The following is a 17,285-nucleotide window of genomic DNA, read 5'->3' on the forward strand; positions in this document are numbered from 1 at the left end:
GTTTCCGATGTTTCACATATCCACCCGGAGTTCTCATGAGCGACCAGTTAAAGTATCGACGTATCCTGCTCAAACTCTCCGGTGAAGCGTTAATGGGTGATGCGGACTACGGCATCGATCCCAAAGTCATCGGCCGCCTGGCCGATGAAATCATCGAAGTACAAAAGGTCGGCGTGCAGATCGGCGTAGTGATCGGCGGCGGCAACATCTTCCGCGGCGCAGGTCTGGCAGCAGCCGGCATGGACCGCGTCACCGGCGACCACATGGGCATGCTGGCCACCGTGATGAATGCACTCGCCATGCAGGACGCCATCGAAAAGCGCGGCGGTTTTGCACGCGTGATGAGCGCCATCCAGATCCATGACGTGGCGGAGGATTTCATCCGTCGCCGCGCGATTCGCCACATCGAAAAAGGCCGCATCGCGCTGTTCGCCGCCGGCACCGGCAACCCCTTCTTCACCACCGACTCTGCTGCTGCGCTACGCGCGATTGAAGTAGGTGCCGACCTGCTACTCAAGGCTACCAAGGTTGACGGTGTCTACAGCGCCGACCCGGCCAAGCATAGCGATGCCACACGTTTCGAACAGCTCACTTACGATCAGGTGATCGAACGCAAGCTCGCTGTCATGGATACCGCGGCCATTGCCCTGTGTCGCGACCAGCGCATGCCGCTGCGTATCTATGACATGACGGTGCCAGGCAACCTGATGCGCATCATGCATGGCGAGCCGATCGGTACGCTGGTCGACGCCAACTGAGAAGTGGGTGGATAAGGAATAGAGAAAGCATCCCCGGCTCCGAACACCGATGCTTTCTCTCATCCCTTAATCCTCCCTACCCACTCCCAATTCCTGCCCTCTGGCAGGCTGACACCCCTGCTATACTTGACGGCTTGCACGCCAACGGGTGATTTCACATGCTCAACGACATTAAACGCGATGCGCAGACCCGTATGGGCAAGAGCATCGATGCCCTCAAGCACGACCTGTCTCGCCTACGCACCGGCCGCGCGAGCACGTCGCTGGTCGACAGCATCAAGGTGCCCTACTACGGCTCGGACATGCCGTTGAACCAGGTGGCGTCGATAGCCCTAGCTGATGGCCGCTCCATCATCATCACCCCGTTCGAAAAGAACATGGTTGGCCCGGTCGAAAAAGCGCTGCTGGCTTCTGATCTGGGCATCACGCCGACTACCGCCGGCACGGTGATTCGCCTGAACATGCCGCCGCTCACTGAGGAACGCCGCCGCGAGCTGGCCAAGCATGTGTCGCATGAAGGCGAAAACGCGAAGATTGCCATCCGCAACGTGCGCCGCGACGCACTGCAGCACGTGAAAGACTTGCTCAAGGAAAAGAAGATCACTGAAGACGAGGAGCGTCGGGCGGATGATGATATCCAGAAGCTCACTGACCAGTTCGTCAAGGAAGTCGACAAACTGGCCAAGGCTAAGGAAGAAGAGCTGATGTCCATGTAAGGACATCGGCGCATGCGGGAACGAATGATCGGCACACGGTGTCCGCTGCTATCGGGCAGAGGATAAAGAGGGGTGAGGGGTCCATCTTGCACAACCACCATCCCTTTAAAAGCTCCGGGCATACTCGCCGCGTGAGCCCCGCTTCCGCCATCATTCTCGCCGCCGCGAGGCAGAAGGGTGCCGGCAAATGGCTTTTCCCTGACGAATGCGTTTTCGGTAACTGCCCCGACGAAGCAGGTGTTCCCGCCCCCTTTACTCTCCATCCATGACCACGACTACGCACAATTACGTACCGCGCCATATCGGCATCGTGATGGATGGTAATGGCCGCTGGGCGAAGGCCCGCCATCGTCCACGCAGCTTCGGCCACAACGCCGGCCGCAAGGCCGTGCGCGAAGTAGTGGAAGGTTGCATACGTCATGGCGTGGAAGCGCTGACCCTGTTCGCCTTCTCCAGCGAGAACTGGCAGCGTCCGCCGGATGAGGTCGGAGCCCTGCTGGATTTGTTCATGCGCGCGCTGGACAAGGAAGTGGACGAGCTGGACGAAAACAACGTGCGCCTGCGCTTCATCGGCGATCTATCCGCGTTCGATAAGGCACTGGAGAAGCGCATGATCGAAGCGGCAAATCGCACCGCCAACAACACCAAGCTGCAGCTGAACATCGCCGTGAATTACGGCGGCCGCTGGGACATCGTGCAGGCCGCGCGCAAAGCGGCGATGGCGGTGGCTCGTGGCGACCTTGCCGTAGATGCCATCGACGAAGCTGCCTTTGACGGCTGGACCAGCCTGTCCGCAGTTCCGCCGTTGGATCTGTTCATTCGCACCGGCGGTGATCACCGCATCAGTAATTTCTTGCTATGGCAGCTAGCCTATGCGGAACTGTACTTCACCGAGACGCTATGGCCGGACTTCAACCAGGCCTCGCTGCAGCTAGCCATCAACGATTTTGCCCGTCGCGAACGCCGCTTTGGCCGCACCGGCGATCAGGTCGCCCAGGCTGCGGTCCGTTGAACCGGCCTGCGATGGCCCCCGCATCGGGTCTACTCCTTTCGGCTGCAAAGAATAACCAGGGCGTGCATGCCGACATGCGACTGAACAAGGACCCCGCCGGATATGCGAACCGCCCCATCCATGCTTGCCTGCCGCACATTCCTCGTGCGGGTTGCGCAGTCGCCGTGAACAGGCACTAGAGAAAGCCCATGCTGCGACAGCGTGTTATCACCGCCCTGCTTCTTGCGCCATTGGCGATCCTGCTGATCCTGCTGTTGCCGACCAGCGTGTTCGCTTGCCTGCTAGCCGCAGCGTTCCTGGCCGCCACCTGGGAATGGACTCGACTGTCGGGCATGAAGAGCCGAGGCACCCGTGGCGTGATACTCGGGATCGTGTCACTTGTCTTTGTCGCGCTATGGACCCAGCGCACTTCGACATGGCTATGGCCGGCACTCATCACGGCCGGCGTGGCCTGGTGGGTGTTGGTATGCGTATGGCTGCGCCACTTCGCCTTCGCGGCTGCGCCGACGCCCGAGAACCGCAACTTGAAGTTGCTGGCCGGCGCGTTCGTGGTGTTTCCGGCTTGGGTGGCCGGCTTGAGCATCCACGGCAGCCCCTCGCATGGCCACGTATGGGCATTCCTCGCCATCCTGCTGGTATGGGCCGCAGACACGGGGGCGTACTTTGCGGGTAGCTACTTCGGCAAGGGTAAGCGCAAGTTGGCGCCGCAGATTAGCCCAGGGAAGACTTGGACCGGGGTCTATGGTGCCTTTGCCACCAGCGCGCTGGTAGCCGCCGTGGCCGGCTGGCTGCTGGATGTGCACGATCTACGCCTCGTCGGTCTGATCGTGGTCACGATTGTTACGGTCGCCAGCTCCATCGTCGGCGACCTGCTGGAAAGCCTGATGAAGCGCCACGCGAACGTAAAGGACTCTGGCGCCCTTTTCCCTGGTCATGGCGGCCTGCTGGACCGCCTGGACAGCGTTTTCGCCGCCCTGCCGGTGTTTGCGCTGGGAAAACTGCTACTGGGGCTTTGACCATCAGCCCTCCCCCGGAGCGGAGGGATTCATCCGACCGCGTTCACATATGGAACTGCCGCCGCGCATCGCGGTCGATAACCCAACCCCGAGCGTACGCCACCGCGGAGCCTGTCCGGCCGCCCGGCGGGTACTTCGCAACGCTTACTGATAAGCTTTGAGTTCCCAAGAGACGTACTTGCTTTGATGAATCCCTTTCTCGGCTCGGTGTTCTGGCTGCTCGTCACGCTCGGCGTGCTGGTCACCTTTCACGAATTCGGACACTACTGGGTTGCGCGCCGCTGCGGTGTGAAAGTCCTGCGCTTCTCGGTCGGCTTCGGCCGCGCGATTTGGAAGCGCATCGGCCGCGACGGCACGGAATACCAGATCGCCGCCATTCCACTGGGCGGCTACGTCAAGATGCTGGATGCCCGCGAGGGGGAGGTTGACCCCGCGCTGCGCGATCAGGAATTCACTGCGCAATCGATCTGGAAGCGCATCGCCATCGTGGCCGCCGGTCCTGGCTTCAATATCATCTTTACCATCGCTGCGTTCTGGCTGATGTTCGTGATGGGTCGCACCGATTACGCGCCGATCGTCACTGCCGCACCGCAAAGCATGGCAGCGCAGGCAGGCATCCATCCGGGTGACCGCTTACTTACCGTAGGCGGTGAACCAGTAACCACCTGGAGCGGCTCGTACGACATCATCATCAATGCGCTGCTCAGCCGCGCACCGCTGCCGGTGACAGTACGCGGCACAGACGGCACGGAACGCTCAATCGTGCTGCCGCTCAGTCGCCTGCCGGCAGGCGAAGACGTTGGGCAGTATGTGGACAAACTCGGGTTGGAGCTCGCGCCTCCGCCGGCGATCGCGGCCACCGTTACGCCTGGCGATCCAGCCGCACAGGCCGGTTTGCAGGCAGGTGATCACATCCTGCGCGTCAACGGCAACGGCGTAAAAGACTTCAACGACATCGGTACGCAGGTCAAAGCTGCAGCCGCGAAGTCACCCAAGCTATCGGTGGACATCGAGCGCAATGGCAAGCCGATGACCTTCCTGGTGTCGGCGCGCATGAAGTCGGAAAACGGTGCGTCGCCGCAATGGATCATGGGCATCACCTCGCAAGCCGCGGAGATGGCCATCCAGCACTACGGTCCGGCCAAGGCACTCAGCGAATCGCTTTCGCTTACCTGGCAGCGCACCACCGACACCTTCGGCATGGTCAGCAAGATGATCACCGGTGAGGCGTCGACACGGAACATTTCCGGTGTGATCGGCATTGCACAAGTGGCCAATGCTGCGGCGCAAATGGGCCTGGACAAATTCCTGGAATTCCTCGGCCTGGTGTCGCTCAGCCTGGCGATCATCAACCTGCTACCCATCCCGGTCTTGGATGGTGGCCATCTGCTGTATTACCTTATCGAGCTGATCAAAGGCAGCCCAGTCAGCGAGCGGACCATGATCGCGGGCCAGTACGTGGGCATCGCCTTGCTGTTCACGCTGATGGGGCTGGCGTTCTACAACGACATTCACCGCATCATCCTGCCCTCGTGAGACGGGTGCGCGCCGCTTGCAACCTCCGGTTGAACGTTGGCCGCGATCGTCGTATCGCGTGGCGAGCTACGCGCCACATGCGGAACACCACGAGGCCGGGATGATGCCGGTTTTGGAAAAAATGCAACGGAGCGGCCGCGAAACCGCCCCGTCCGAATAACACAACGGAATCGACGATGAAGCGTATCGCCGCCCTGATCCTGCTTGCCTCCCTTTCTACCGGCGCATTCGCGCTGGAACCCTTCGTCGTTTCAGACATCCGCATCGAGGGCCTCAACCGCATTTCCGCGGGCACCGTGTTCAACTACCTGCAGATCAACAAGGGCGACCGCCTCACCACCGAGGAGGCCCAGCAGGCGATCCGCGCGTTGTACGGCACCAAGTTCTTCAGCGACGTGGAACTGGAACGCGATGGCAGCATCCTGGTGATCAAGGTGGTGGAACGTCCGTCCATCGCCAAGCTCAGCATCCGCGGCAACAGTGACATCAAGACCGACGACCTCAAGAAAGGTCTGAAGGACATCGGCTTGTCTGAGGGCGAAACGTTCGATCGCCTCGCGCTGGACCGCGTGCAACAGGAACTGATCCGCCAGTACTACAACCGCGGTAAATACAACGTGTCGGTGTCGCCACACGTGACCACGCTGGACCGCAATCGCGTTTCGATCGACATCGAAATCCGCGAAGGCAAGGTTGCCAAAATCAAGGAAGTGAACATCGTCGGCAACACGGCGTTCACCGACAAGGAAATCGAACAGAACTTCGAATCAGGCACCACCAACTGGCTGTCGTGGTATTCGAAGAACGACCAGTATTCGCAAGACAAACTTTCGGGCGATTTGAAGAAGCTGCAGTCCTACTACATGGACCGCGGCTACGCCGACTTCGGCGTCGACTCCACCCAGGTGACGATTGCGCCGGACAAGCGCGCGATGTACATCGCCGCTGACGTGGTCCAGGGCGACATCTACCACATCTCCGGGACGCACCTGCTCGGCCAGCTGATCCTGCCGGAAGATACGCTGCGCAAGCTGGTGTTCGTGAAAGACGGCGATCTGTTCAACCGCCGCGCGATCGAAGCCACCTCGGACTCGATCAAGGCGCTGCTCGCCAACATCGGCTACGCGTTCGCCAAGGTGAACTCGGTACCCAAGCTCGACAAGCAGAATAAAACCGTCGACGTGACCTGGTACATCCAGCCGGGTCCGCGCGTATACGTGCGCCGCGTGATCTTCCAGGGCAACACCCGCACCGAAGACGACGTGCTGCGCCGTGAAATGCGCCAGCTCGAAGGCTCGTGGTACTCGCAGGCAGCCATCGACCGTTCGAAGATCCGTCTGCAGCAGCTCGGCTACTTCAAGACTGTCACCATCGACAAGCAGACCGTGCCCGGCAGTGACGACGAAGTCGATCTGACGGCGAAGGTGGAAGAACAGTCCGCCGGCAGCCTCACCTTCGGCGTGGGCTATTCGCAGTACTCGGGCATCATCCTGTCGAGCTCGGTGTCGCAGAACAACTTCCTGGGTACCGGTGATCACTTCACCATCGGCGCGCAGCGCAGCGATTACCTCACCTCGATCAATGCGGGCTACTACAACCCGTATCTGACCGAGAACGGCATCGGTATCGGCTATAACGCCACCTATTCGAAGGCCGACTACAGCAGCCTGGGCAGCCAATACGCCAGCTACTCGAACAGCACCAAATCGTTCTCCAGCACCCTCGGCGTTCCGATCACCGACTTCGACCGTTTGAGCGGCAGCCTCGGCATCAGCAGCACCAAGATCAACACCTACTCGGGCTATACCCCGCAGGTGCTGGTTGATTACATCAACGCGCTGGGCCACGAAACCGTCCACACCTGGACCGGTTCGCTGAGCTGGGTCCACGACACCCGCAACTCGTACTGGGCGCCCACGCACGGTGGCCAGCTCACCGCAGGCGTGAACGTGGCGCTGCCGGGTTCCACGGTGCAGTACTGGACCTTGAACGCGGAAGCCAACCACTACTGGCCACTCTGGAAGGGCTTTGTGCTGTACCTGGATGGCAAAGTCGGTTACGGCGATACCTACGGCAATCAGAAGTACGCCAACACCACGACTGATTACACACCAGCCAGTGGTGGGAACTCCCAAATCGGCTATAAGGCTGGCCAGACCATCGCCTTCCCGTTCTGGATGAACTTCTACGCCGGCGGCGTGACCGACCTGCGCGGCTTCCAGGACAACACCCTCGGCCCGCGCGCTTGCGCAGGCTACGACACCACGTCCAGCAACGGCAAACCCATCGTGCCGCAGGCCAACGGCTACTGCCCGGGCAGCACGTACACCTACGCTCAGCCGATCGGCGGTGCGTTCAAGGTGCTGGGTACAGCGGAGCTGTACCTGCCTCTGCCGTTCCTGAAAGACATCAACACCGCGCGCGTATCGCTCTTCATGGACGTGGGCCAGGCCTACCAGAACGTGCAGCACTTCAGCGCCAGCCAGCTCGATGCCTCGGCCGGTGTCTCTCTGCACTGGCAGGCGCCGATCGGCCCGCTGATCATCAGCCTCGGCTTCCCGTTCCGCACACAGGCAGCCGATCGCCAGTACGAAGAACGCATCCAGTTCACCTTCGGCAGCCAGTTCTAAGGCAGCTCGCAAGGATCGCCCCTACAGAAAGCGCGGCTTGGCCGCGCTTTCTTTTGTAGCCCGCGGATTCTTCCGAATCGCAAAATGATGCCCGCCGCGGGGAAGCAGCCCCTACAATGCGGCGGTCGCCTCGGAGCCCTGGATGATCATTACCCACTACAGCGTTGCCGAACTCGCCGAACGCTTCGCTCTCGAGTTTCGGGGCGACGGTGCGCGCATCATCGATGGCGTCGGCACGCTTGCGGGCGCGGGGCCGACGCAGCTCAGCTTTCTATCCAACAGTAAATACACCGCGCAGTTGGCAACCACGCACGCGGGCGTCGTGGTGCTAAGCGCCGACACCGCGGACAGTTGCCCAACCGCTGCACTGATTGCGCGCGATCCGTATGTGGCCTACGCCCGTATCGCTGCTTTGTTCGAGCGTTTGCCCGCTGCGCCGCCCGGCATACATCCCACCGCCGTCGTCGCGCCGAGTGCGCGCGTCAGCGCGTCTGCAAGCATCGGCCCTGGCTGCGTGATCGAAGACGGCGCGGTGGTGGAAGACGGAGCCATACTCGGCCCGCATTGCATCATCGGGCCTGAGTGCACGGTCGGTGCGCAATCGCGACTGGTCGCACGCGTCACCCTGGTGATCCGTGTGACGCTCGGCAAGCGCGTACTGGCGCATCCGGGCGCGGTGATCGGCTCGGATGGCTTCGGCCTCGCCTTTGATCGCGACCACTGGGTAAAGCTGCCGCAGCTGGGCGGTGTACGCATCGGCGATGACTGTGAGATCGGCGCCAACACCACGATCGATCGCGGTGCACTGGACGACACCGTGCTCGAAGAAGACGTGCGCCTGGACAACCAGATCCAGATCGCCCACAACGTTTATATCGGTGCGCATACCGCCATGGCCGGCTGTGCCGCTGTGGCCGGCAGCGCGAAAATCGGCCGTTATTGCATGATCGGCGGCAATGCCGGCGTGCTCGGCCATCTCGAAGTGGCCGACCGGGTTACCATTACGGCCAAGAGCCTGGTGACGCATTCGATTCGGGAGGCTGGCGAGTATTCCTCCGGGGTGCCGCTGCAAGAGAACCGACAGTGGCGCCGCAATGCTGCGCGCTTCAAGCACCTGGACGAGTACGCGCGCCGATTGTCGGCGCTGGAAAAGGATAAGAACGATGACTGACAACACCGCCCCGATCACGCTGCCTGTGACCGTGGAGCAGATCCAGCAACTGCTGCCGCACCGCTACCCGTTCCTGCTGGTCGATCGCGTCATCGAGATCGTGCCGGAACAGAGCGTGGTTACGCTGAAGAACGTGACTATCAACGAACCGTTTTTCAACGGCCATTTCCCCGGTCATCCGGTGATGCCCGGCGTGCTGATCGTCGAAGCGATGGCGCAGTCTGCAGGTCTCCTTACACAGATCAGCGCACGTCTGAAAGGCGGTTCGGCTAGCCCGCTGTTCTATCTCGCCAAGGTCGACAACGCGCGCTTCAACGCGCCGGTGGTGCCGGGCGACCAGTTGCGCATGGAAGTGCGGCTCAAGCGCCTGCTGCGCAACATGGGCCTGTTCGAGGCGCGCACGTTGGTGGACGGCAAGGAAGTGGCCAGCTGCGAACTGATGTGCGCGGCGAGGTCGGATAAATGATCCATCCGACCGCGCAAATCGATCCATCGGCCGTTATCGGCAACAACGTCAGCATCGGCGCTTTCACTGTCATCGGCGCGGACGTGGAGATCGGTGACGGCACCGTGATCGGCCCGCACGTAGTGATCCAGGGCCCCACCAAGATCGGCCGCGACAATCGCATCGCGCAGTTCGCCTCGCTCGGCGGCGATCCGCAAGACATGAAATTCAATGGCGAACGCACCGAGCTGATCATCGGTGATCGCAATCTGATCCGCGAATTCGTCACCATCAATCGCGGCACCGGCGACGGCGGCGGCGCTACCCGCATCGGCAACGACAACTGGCTGCTCGCCTACGTGCACGTTGCGCATGACTGCAAGATCGGCAGCCATACGATCTTCTCCAATTACTCGGCTCTCGCCGGCCACGTGGAAGTGGGCGACTGGACTGTGTTCTCCGGCTATTCCGGCGCACATCAGTTCTGCAAGATCGGCGAACACGCCTTCATCGCCATGGGTTGCTTGCTCGGCGCCGATGTGCCGCCGTTCCTGATGATGGCGAATGATCAGGGTGGACGTCCGCGCGGTTTAAACACCACTGGCCTCAAGCGTCGTGGCTTCGAACCCGAACGCATCACCGCGATCAAGCGCGCGTACCGCACGCTGTACACCTCCGGCCTGTCGCTGGCCGAAGCGCGGGAGCAGTTGGTCGCGCAAGCCAAAGACAGCGAGGACGTGCGTGCCATGCTGGATTTCCTCGATCGCAGCGAGCGCGGGTTGGCGCGCTAACCGACATGCGCGGCGCACATCATGTCCGCTGAAGCCGAAGCTCCACTGATCGCGCTGATCGCCGGCGAAGACTCCGGCGATCAACTCGGTGCGGATCTCATCGCGGCGCTGCGCCGGCATTATCCGCAGGCGCGCTTCATCGGTATCGGCGGCAGGCGCATGCAGGCGCTCGGTTTCGAATCCTGGTACGACATTCGCGAACTGTCGCTGTTCGGCTTTGCGGAAGTGATCAGCCATCTGCCGCGATTGCTCAAACTGCGCAAGGAACTCGTGGCACGTCTGTTAGCGGCAAAGCCCGCCATCGTGGTCGGCATCGACGCACCCGATTTCAATCTCGGCGTCGAGCGTCGCCTGAAGCAGGCGGGTTTGCGCACGGTGCACTATGTAAGTCCATCGATCTGGGCCTGGCGCGAAAAACGTGCGGACAAGATCGGCCAGAGCGTGCATCGCGTGCTGTGTCTGTTTCCGATGGAACCGCCGATCTACGCGCGGCATGGCATTGATGCACGCTTCGTCGGCCACCCACTAGCCGATCGTTTTCCACTCGTTTCTGATCGCGTGCCGGCACGCCGCACGCTGCAATTGCCGCTGGACGCACCCGTGCTGGCGCTGCTACCTGGCAGCCGCAACTCCGAATTGGAGCGCATGGGCGCCATCTTCCTGGATGCCGCCCGACGCGTCGCCACCGCGATGCCCGGATTGCGCGTGGTCATACCCGCCGCGAATTCACGGGCGCTTGCCACGCTGAAGTCCTTGCTTGCGCGTGGACCGCATGATGATTCCGCGCCGATCCTGGTCGATGGCCACGCACATGAAGCCATGCTCGCCGCCGACGTTGTGCTGTTGGCTTCGGGCACGGCCACCTTGGAAGCGATGCTGGCCAAGCGCCCGATGGTGGTGGGTTATCGCGTCTCGCCGTTGAGCTATCGCATCGCACGTTTGTTCAACATGCTCAAGACCGACGTGTATGCACTGCCCAACATCCTCGCCCGCGCCAGCGGCATGGGCAAAGACGTCATGCTCGCACCTGAGCTGATGCAGGACGATTTCACCGCGGACAAGCTAACCCACGCCACACTGCAATTGTTCCGCGACAGCGAGCGCCGCGGTGCCATCGTCGCTGCGTTCGAACAACTGCATGAAGCTTTGCGCGGCCATCTGCCTGGGCATGCCGGCGATCATGCCGCGGCGGCGATCGTTGAATTAATCGATGCACCCAACTCCCTCTCCCCTCCGGGGAGAGGGCTGGGGTGAGGGGCCAACCTCGCCACAGCAGGCATATCGGAGCAGCTTGATATGAAAGCCGAGGCAAGCCTTGCCCCCCTCACCTCAATCCTCTCCCCGAAGGGGAGAGGAAGCAAACGCGAAAAGCGCGTTGCTCAATACGCCACCCACTATGTGGCTGGCGTGGACGAAGCCGGCCGTGGTCCCCTGGCTGGCCCGGTGGTAGTGGCTGCCGTGATTCTCGACGCACGCCGCCCCATCGAGGGCTTGAACGATTCCAAGAAACTCTCCGAAACCAAGCGCGAAACACTCTTCCCGCTGATCGTGGAGCGCGCGCTGGCTTATAGCGTGGTGGTGATCGAGCGTGAGGAAATCGATCGCATCAACATCTTCCAAGCCACCATGGCCGGCATGACGCGTGCCTTGCTCGGTTTGACGCCAGCCGCCACCGAAGCGTTGATCGACGGCAACCGACTGCCGAAAGATCTCCCCTGCCCGGCGCGCGCCATCGTGGGTGGCGATGCGCTGGAGCCATCCATCAGCGCAGCATCAATCCTGGCCAAGGTCAGCCGAGACCGGCTAATGGTCGCGATGGATACGCAATTTCCCGGTTACGGCTTTGCCGAACACAAGGGTTATCCCACGCCAGTCCACCTGGCTGCGTTGCAACGGCTCGGCCCATGCGTCGAACACCGGCGCAGCTTCGCACCGGTCAAACTGCTGCTGGATCAAGGGCAGCTTTTCTGAATGCCTGAACGTTCGCGCAGCGTTTTTCAACCTGTATGACGTTCGTCATCCGTGTAACCTTTCCTATTGCGCGCGCATCAGAGCAGGTATAGGAATGGAGTCGGAAAGCCACTACGCCGGCATGTGAAGCAGAGACGTAGCGACTGCCTTGCATGGACGCGTCACCGCCGTCCGGTGCCCATACCAACCATCAGACACCGGACTTTCGAGGAGGGTGTCATGATGTTTCCTTTCCGCCGCCGCCCGAAGTCGAAACCGAACGCCAAGAAGCGCGCGCCCAAGGCCACCGCTCCACTGCCCGACGTGACCGAGTTGCACCTGCAGCATCTCGATTACAACTTGGAGCCGTTGAGCGTAGAAAGCCTCTCGCATTACATCGAGCCAATCGTCCCGGACGAGCGTTTCCGGGTGCACTGATCGAAACCAGGGAATGGGGATTAGGGAACAGCGAACGTGGTGCTTGCAGTGAACTCCATGTTCCCCGCTCCCTGTTCCCCGTTCCCAGCTCCATTGTCAATTCTTGCCCGCTCGCACCTGCCCCGCTAGGCTGAGCCATTGCTTCGCGTGCGAGCCATGTCCGTCCGTTTCGCTCATCTGCATCTGCACAGCGAATATTCGCTGGTCGACTCGACCATCCGCATCAAAGCGATGGTAGCTGCGTGCGTGCAGGCCGGTGCGCCCGCTGTCGCACTCACCGATGAGTGCAACATGTTCGCCTTGGTGAAGTTCTACAAGGCGTGCAGTGCGGCGGGTATCAAGCCGATCGGCGGTTGCGACCTGTGGATCAGCTCCCCGGACGATCCGCGCCCCTGGCGCATGACCGTGTTGTGCCAGAACCGCGACGGCTATCTCAACCTTTCCCGTCTCGTCTCCCGCGCTTGGCGCGAAGGCCAGCACGGCGGCCGCGCACTGGTCGAGGCGGCATGGCTCACGCCCACTGCGACAGATGGCCTGATCGCGCTGCTGGGACGCGAAAGCGAAGCCGCCCGCATTGCCGTCAACCAAGGCACGGACACAGCCACGCCGCGTCTGCAAACGCTGACGCAGCTGTTTCCGGATCGCCTGTACCTGGAACTCACTCGCTGCGGCCGCGAAGGCGAGGAAGTGTGGAACAACGCCGCGCTCACCTTGGCGACCGGCCTCGATCTGCCAGTGATAGCCAGCAACGACGTGCGCTTCTTGAAGCAAGACGATTTCGAAGCGCACGAAGCACGCGTGTGCATCCACCAAGGCCGCGTGTTGGCCGATCCCAAGCGTCCGCGCGACTACAGCGACCAGCAATACCTGAAAACGCCGGAGCAGATGGCCGAGTTGTTCGCGGACATCCCCGAAGCGCTGGAAAACACGATCGAACTGGCCAAGCGCTGCAACCTGGAACTCTCCTTCGGCACCTACTACCTGCCGAACTTCCCGGTGCCCGAAGGCCATGACCTCGACAGCTATATTCGTGAAACCGCGCGCGAAGGTTTGAAAGAACGCCTTTCCGCCGCGCCGCTCGCAGAGGGCTACACACTCGCCGATTACGAAGCACGCCTGGAACGCGAGCTGGACGTCATCATCAAGATGGGCTTCCCCGGCTACTTCCTGATCGTGGCGGACTTCATCAATTGGGGTAAGCAGAACGGCATTCCAGTGGGTCCCGGCCGTGGTTCGGGCGCAGGTTCGCTGGTGGCGTGGGTGCTGAAGATCACCGATCTGGACCCGCTGCAGTTCAACCTGCTGTTCGAGCGATTCTTGAATCCCGAACGTGTCTCGATGCCGGACTTCGACATCGACTTTTGTATGGATCGCCGCGACGAAGTGATCGACTACGTCGCGCGCAAATACGGTCGCGATCACGTCAGCCAGATCATCACCTACGGTTCGATGGCCGCAAAGGCAGTGCTGCGCGACTCCGGTCGTGTACTCGGCATGGGTTACAACGCGGTCGACAAAATCGCCAAGCTGATTCCGCCGCGCCCGCTCGATCTCACTCTGTCCTGCGCACTCGGTCGCTCGGAGAAAGCGCAGAAAGAACCCGAGCGCGTCGTGAAGGAGTTCTGCGATCTCTACGAGCAGGACGAAGAAGCCAAAACGCTGATCGACCTGGCGCTGAAACTTGAAAGCCTCACGCGTAACGCCGGCAAGCACGCCGGTGGCGTGGTGATCGGCCCGAAACCGCTCACCGAATTCGCGCCGCTGTACTGCGAACCGGGCGGCACCGGTGTGGTAACGCAGTACGACAAGGACGACGTGGAAGCCGTCGGCCTGGTGAAGTTCGACTTCCTTGGTCTGCGCACGCTCACCATCATCGATTGGGCGGTGAAGGCGATCAACGTGCGCCGCGCGAAAAGCGATGAAGAACCGCTGGATATTGCCGCACTGCCGCTGGACGATCCCGCGCCGTACGACCTGTTGAAAAAAGCGCAGACGGTCGCTGTGTTCCAGCTCGAATCTTCAGGCATGCAACGCATGCTCAAAGATGCGAAGCCCGACCGTTTCGAAGACATCATCGCGCTGGTGGCGTTGTACCGCCCCGGCCCGATGGATCTGATCCCCAGCTTCGTTGCGCGCAAACACGGCCGCGAGGAAGTGGAATATCCCGACCCGCGCGTCGAGCCGATCCTGAAAGAGACCTACGGCATCATGGTCTACCAGGAGCAGGTGATGCAGATGGCGCAGATCGTCGGCGGCTACTCGCTCGGCGGCGCCGACCTGCTGCGCCGTGCAATGGGTAAGAAGAAAGTCGAGGAAATGGCGAAGGAACGCGCCAAGTTCCGCGAAGGTGCTGCCAAGGATGGGCTCAGCGGTGACAAAGCCGATTCCATCTTCGACTTGATGGAGAAGTTCGCGGGCTACGGCTTCAACAAGTCGCACGCCGCCGCCTACGCACTGGTGTCCTATCAAACGGCATGGCTGAAGGCGCACTACCCCGCGGAATTCATGGCCGCGACCATCTCGTCGGACATGGACAACACCGACAAGGCGGTGACCTTCCTCGACGAATCGCGCGCGATCGGCCTGAAGATCCTGCCGCCGGACGTCAACGCTTCGAAGTTCATGTTCGAAGCGGTGGAGCCCGACGAGCCTTCTTCTTCCGGACGCCAAGGCGTCCGGACCATACGCTACGGCCTGGGCGCGATCAAAGGTGTTGGCCAAGGCGCTTGCGAAGCCATTGCCGACGAACGCAAAAAAGGTGGCCCGTACAAGGATCTGGCCGACTTCTGCCGCCGCGTCGATCCCACCAAACTCAATCGCCGCGTGCTGGAAGCTTTGATTCTCTCCGGCTCGCTGGACGCCCTGGCACCTACCCGCGCCAGCCTGATGCTGCAACTGCCGGATGCCATCAAGGCAGCCGACCAGCATCTGCGCGATCGCCAATCGGGTCAGAACGACATGTTCGGCGCGTTCGCGTCGGATAAGAGCGGGAGCGCCGCCGCGCCAGTGGTACAGATCAACCTGCCCACCGCGCCCGAATGGCCGCTGGAGCAGAAACTGCAAGGCGAGCGCGACACGCTCGGGCACTACCTCTCTGGCCACCCTACCGACCCTTGGCGCGAGGAGCTGGCCCAGCTCTCCACCTGCCCGCTGGGCGAGATCGTCGACCGCTACCAGCCACCACGCCCGCGCAAGAACGACGGTGACGACAACCGTTTTCGCCGCGGCCCTGACACGCCCTGGACCGTTGCCGGCATGGTGGTGGCCGTACGCAAGCGCGGCGACAGCGACGCCTTCGTGCGCCTGGAAGACGGCACCGGAAGCATCGAGGTGAGCTTCTTCGGCGAGCTCTATCAACAAGTCGCCCCCCTCCTCACTCGCGATGAAGTGCTGGTCGTGGAAGGCGGCCTGCGCATCGATGAATTCTCTGGCGGCGGCTTCCAGGTGCGGGCGCGTAGTGCGATATCTCTCGCCGACGCCTGCCGCCGCTACGCGCGGTTGCTACGCGTGAAGGTCAACGGCATCGGTCCGGACTTCATCCCACAACTGCGCCAAACCCTAACCGGCTACCGCGGTGGGAACGCCAGTGTGCAGCTCAACGGTTATCGCAACGCGGTAGCCCAGGCAGACATCATCGACTTCGGGCAGGAGTGGAAGGTGCACGCCATCCCTGAACTGTTGCGCACGTTGCGAGGCATGCCAGGTGTCCTGGGCGCCGGGGTGCGAATCGTCAAAACGGGTGGCGGAGACGCGTAAGCAGCGTCTCCGATTCATTCGATAAAAGGCGCCTTCGAACACCGCATGCCGTGGCATACGGTGCTCGTCCGGACACTACATGGATTCCGGCAAATAACCGGTAAATTCGTTTTTGATGGATGCCGGCAATATCGAATAGTCATCGACATTGCCGAACCACCGCGTCGAGACGCGATTGTCCTGCCGTTCGAAAAAGCCAACCCACAACCTTGGCTTGTTCAAATCAATGACAACCATGGCAAAGGCTGCGGGACAATTGTGCGGCATGCATTGATGGACGACGAGAAAATCACCCTGCTGCTCGATTTTGTCTTCTACGTCGTAACTGGCAAGCGCCGCGCGGTCTGCAGGCGATAATAGCCGGTGTAGCGCCGTCTGAATGGCGGGCTGGTAGAGAAAGCCACCCTTCTTTCCATTTTTGTAGACCGAGGGATATTTCCCTACCCAGGACAAAAATGCCGCTTTGTCCCAGGCTTGCGTGCTGTCGGCCGCGTAAAGCGAAACCGGCATAAGTAGTGCCAATATCAGTGTAAGCATCATTCTCATGGGGATCACCGATGAATCATCTGCAATGCGACCATAGGATGCGTGCCGTCGTTTTTCAGCGCTGTTTCGCAGGCGCAAATGGATTTTGAATAACCGGCACCTGTACCAAACGACTTATCGACACCGGCAAGTTTGGTCTTGCAGATATCCAGATAATAGGTTCCGCATTGGATATTTTTTGCCGCATCGGTCATTTCATTGTGACTGAAATGAATACCGGCCGGGCTGTTCTTGTTGACCAGATCCACCGCCCCCTTCGTAAGCTGCATCAGGCCTGTCGCGGTAGACCTTCCGTTGGCAATTCCCGGCTCAAAATTCGTTTCCTTCCACATCAGGCAGATAACGAACTCGTCGGAAAAAATCTTCGACCTATTGTTGTCCTTAACCAGCTTTACCATCTGCTCGTAACCTAGCCCGCTCATCCCATTCTCCTTAAGCGATGTCCAAAAAGCTTCCATAGAAATGGGCGCCATTCCGGGCGCCCAGCGCAGATCATGCGTCAGACGTCGAGACCCGAGCA

General features: G+C 61.1%; 15 protein-coding genes. 13 read left to right on the forward strand and 2 right to left on the reverse strand.

All coding sequences use genetic code 11. The features are described 5' to 3' along the window. Nucleotides 1-35 precede the first annotated feature (35 nt). The 13 genes from pyrH to dnaE all read left to right on the forward strand — a co-directional run bounded on the left by pyrH (nt 36) and on the right by dnaE (nt 16,219). Nucleotides 36-758 carry a UMP kinase gene (gene pyrH, locus QQJ86_RS05310; protein WP_284319884.1) on the forward strand — a complete coding sequence of 241 codons (723 nt, stop codon included), beginning with the start codon at nt 36-38 and terminating at the stop codon, nt 756-758. Between the two features lie 158 nt (nt 759-916). Next, nucleotides 917-1,474, forward strand: coding sequence for a ribosome recycling factor (frr, locus tag QQJ86_RS05315; RefSeq protein ID WP_284319885.1), 558 nt, complete (start codon nt 917-919; stop codon nt 1,472-1,474). 265 nt (nt 1,475-1,739) lie between these two features. Then, nucleotides 1,740-2,486 (forward strand): polyprenyl diphosphate synthase, encoded by a 747-nt coding sequence (gene uppS / locus QQJ86_RS05320; RefSeq protein WP_284319886.1) that lies wholly within the window; start codon nt 1,740-1,742, stop codon nt 2,484-2,486. A 188-nt stretch (nt 2,487-2,674) separates the two neighbouring features. Then, on the forward strand, nt 2,675-3,502 hold the full coding sequence (locus QQJ86_RS05325; protein WP_284319887.1) for a phosphatidate cytidylyltransferase: 828 nt from the start codon (nt 2,675-2,677) through the stop codon (nt 3,500-3,502). 186 nt (nt 3,503-3,688) lie between these two features. Continuing rightward, nucleotides 3,689-5,038 carry an RIP metalloprotease RseP gene (rseP, locus tag QQJ86_RS05330; protein ID WP_284319888.1) on the forward strand — a complete coding sequence of 450 codons (1,350 nt, stop codon included), beginning with the start codon at nt 3,689-3,691 and terminating at the stop codon, nt 5,036-5,038. A gap of 176 nt (nt 5,039-5,214) precedes the next feature. Continuing rightward, nucleotides 5,215-7,668 (forward strand): outer membrane protein assembly factor BamA, encoded by a 2,454-nt coding sequence (gene bamA, locus QQJ86_RS05335; protein ID WP_284319889.1) that lies wholly within the window; start codon nt 5,215-5,217, stop codon nt 7,666-7,668. 142 nt (nt 7,669-7,810) lie between these two features. Then, on the forward strand, nt 7,811-8,839 hold the full coding sequence (lpxD, locus tag QQJ86_RS05340) for a UDP-3-O-(3-hydroxymyristoyl)glucosamine N-acyltransferase (RefSeq protein ID WP_284319890.1): 1,029 nt from the start codon (nt 7,811-7,813) through the stop codon (nt 8,837-8,839). Beyond that, nucleotides 8,832-9,305: a 3-hydroxyacyl-ACP dehydratase FabZ gene (gene fabZ, locus QQJ86_RS05345; protein ID WP_284319891.1), complete on the forward strand. Its 474-nt coding sequence runs from the start codon at nt 8,832-8,834 to the stop codon at nt 9,303-9,305. Before lpxD ends, fabZ begins: the two co-directional genes overlap by 8 nt. Next, nucleotides 9,302-10,075, forward strand: coding sequence for an acyl-ACP--UDP-N-acetylglucosamine O-acyltransferase (lpxA, locus tag QQJ86_RS05350; protein ID WP_284319892.1), 774 nt, complete (start codon nt 9,302-9,304; stop codon nt 10,073-10,075). Before fabZ ends, lpxA begins: the two co-directional genes overlap by 4 nt. Nucleotides 10,076-10,096: 21 nt before the next feature. Further along, on the forward strand, nt 10,097-11,329 hold the full coding sequence (gene lpxB, locus QQJ86_RS05355; RefSeq protein ID WP_284319893.1) for a lipid-A-disaccharide synthase: 1,233 nt from the start codon (nt 10,097-10,099) through the stop codon (nt 11,327-11,329). A gap of 42 nt (nt 11,330-11,371) precedes the next feature. Then, nucleotides 11,372-12,046 carry a ribonuclease HII gene (rnhB, locus tag QQJ86_RS05360; protein WP_284319894.1) on the forward strand — a complete coding sequence of 225 codons (675 nt, stop codon included), beginning with the start codon at nt 11,372-11,374 and terminating at the stop codon, nt 12,044-12,046. A 219-nt stretch (nt 12,047-12,265) separates the two neighbouring features. Beyond that, a complete protein-coding gene (locus QQJ86_RS05365) occupies nt 12,266-12,463 on the forward strand; it encodes a hypothetical protein (RefSeq protein ID WP_284319895.1) in 198 nt (65 codons plus the stop codon). Nucleotides 12,464-12,619: 156 nt separating this feature from the next. Next, a complete protein-coding gene (dnaE, locus tag QQJ86_RS05370; RefSeq protein WP_284319896.1) occupies nt 12,620-16,219 on the forward strand; it encodes a DNA polymerase III subunit alpha in 3,600 nt (1,199 codons plus the stop codon). A gap of 75 nt (nt 16,220-16,294) precedes the next feature. Here the strand turns inward: dnaE and QQJ86_RS05375 are convergent, their stop codons facing one another. Together QQJ86_RS05375 and QQJ86_RS05380 are read right to left on the reverse strand one after the other, a co-directional pair. After that, nucleotides 16,295-16,765, reverse strand: coding sequence for a hypothetical protein (locus QQJ86_RS05375; protein ID WP_284319897.1), 471 nt, complete (start codon nt 16,763-16,765; stop codon nt 16,295-16,297). A 5-nt stretch (nt 16,766-16,770) separates the two neighbouring features. Then, a complete protein-coding gene (locus QQJ86_RS05380) occupies nt 16,771-17,187 on the reverse strand; it encodes a transglycosylase SLT domain-containing protein (RefSeq protein WP_284319898.1) in 417 nt (138 codons plus the stop codon). Between the last annotated feature and the right edge of the window lie 98 nt (nt 17,188-17,285).

Source organism: Dyella acidisoli, assembly GCF_030160295.1.
Classification (GTDB): domain Bacteria; phylum Pseudomonadota; class Gammaproteobacteria; order Xanthomonadales; family Rhodanobacteraceae; genus Dyella_B; species Dyella_B acidisoli.

Excerpts from the sequence above, each read along its gene's own strand:
- pyrH (WP_284319884.1), top strand. The coding sequence starts at position 36 with ATGAGCGACCAGTTAAAGTATCGACGTATCCTGCTCAAACTCTCCGGT.
- frr (WP_284319885.1), top strand. The coding sequence starts at position 917 with ATGCTCAACGACATTAAACGCGATGCGCAGACCCGTATGGGCAAGAGC.
- uppS (WP_284319886.1), top strand. The coding sequence starts at position 1,740 with ATGACCACGACTACGCACAATTACGTACCGCGCCATATCGGCATCGTG.
- QQJ86_RS05325 (WP_284319887.1), top strand. The coding sequence starts at position 2,675 with ATGCTGCGACAGCGTGTTATCACCGCCCTGCTTCTTGCGCCATTGGCG.
- rseP (WP_284319888.1), top strand. The coding sequence starts at position 3,689 with ATGAATCCCTTTCTCGGCTCGGTGTTCTGGCTGCTCGTCACGCTCGGC.
- bamA (WP_284319889.1), top strand. The coding sequence starts at position 5,215 with ATGAAGCGTATCGCCGCCCTGATCCTGCTTGCCTCCCTTTCTACCGGC.
- lpxD (WP_284319890.1), top strand. The coding sequence starts at position 7,811 with ATGATCATTACCCACTACAGCGTTGCCGAACTCGCCGAACGCTTCGCT.
- fabZ (WP_284319891.1), top strand. The coding sequence starts at position 8,832 with ATGACTGACAACACCGCCCCGATCACGCTGCCTGTGACCGTGGAGCAG.
- lpxA (WP_284319892.1), top strand. The coding sequence starts at position 9,302 with ATGATCCATCCGACCGCGCAAATCGATCCATCGGCCGTTATCGGCAAC.
- lpxB (WP_284319893.1), top strand. The coding sequence starts at position 10,097 with ATGTCCGCTGAAGCCGAAGCTCCACTGATCGCGCTGATCGCCGGCGAA.
- rnhB (WP_284319894.1), top strand. The coding sequence starts at position 11,372 with ATGAAAGCCGAGGCAAGCCTTGCCCCCCTCACCTCAATCCTCTCCCCG.
- QQJ86_RS05365 (WP_284319895.1), top strand. The coding sequence starts at position 12,266 with ATGATGTTTCCTTTCCGCCGCCGCCCGAAGTCGAAACCGAACGCCAAG.
- dnaE (WP_284319896.1), top strand. The coding sequence starts at position 12,620 with ATGTCCGTCCGTTTCGCTCATCTGCATCTGCACAGCGAATATTCGCTG.
- QQJ86_RS05375 (WP_284319897.1), bottom strand. The coding sequence starts at position 16,765 with ATGAGAATGATGCTTACACTGATATTGGCACTACTTATGCCGGTTTCG.
- QQJ86_RS05380 (WP_284319898.1), bottom strand. The coding sequence starts at position 17,187 with ATGAGCGGGCTAGGTTACGAGCAGATGGTAAAGCTGGTTAAGGACAAC.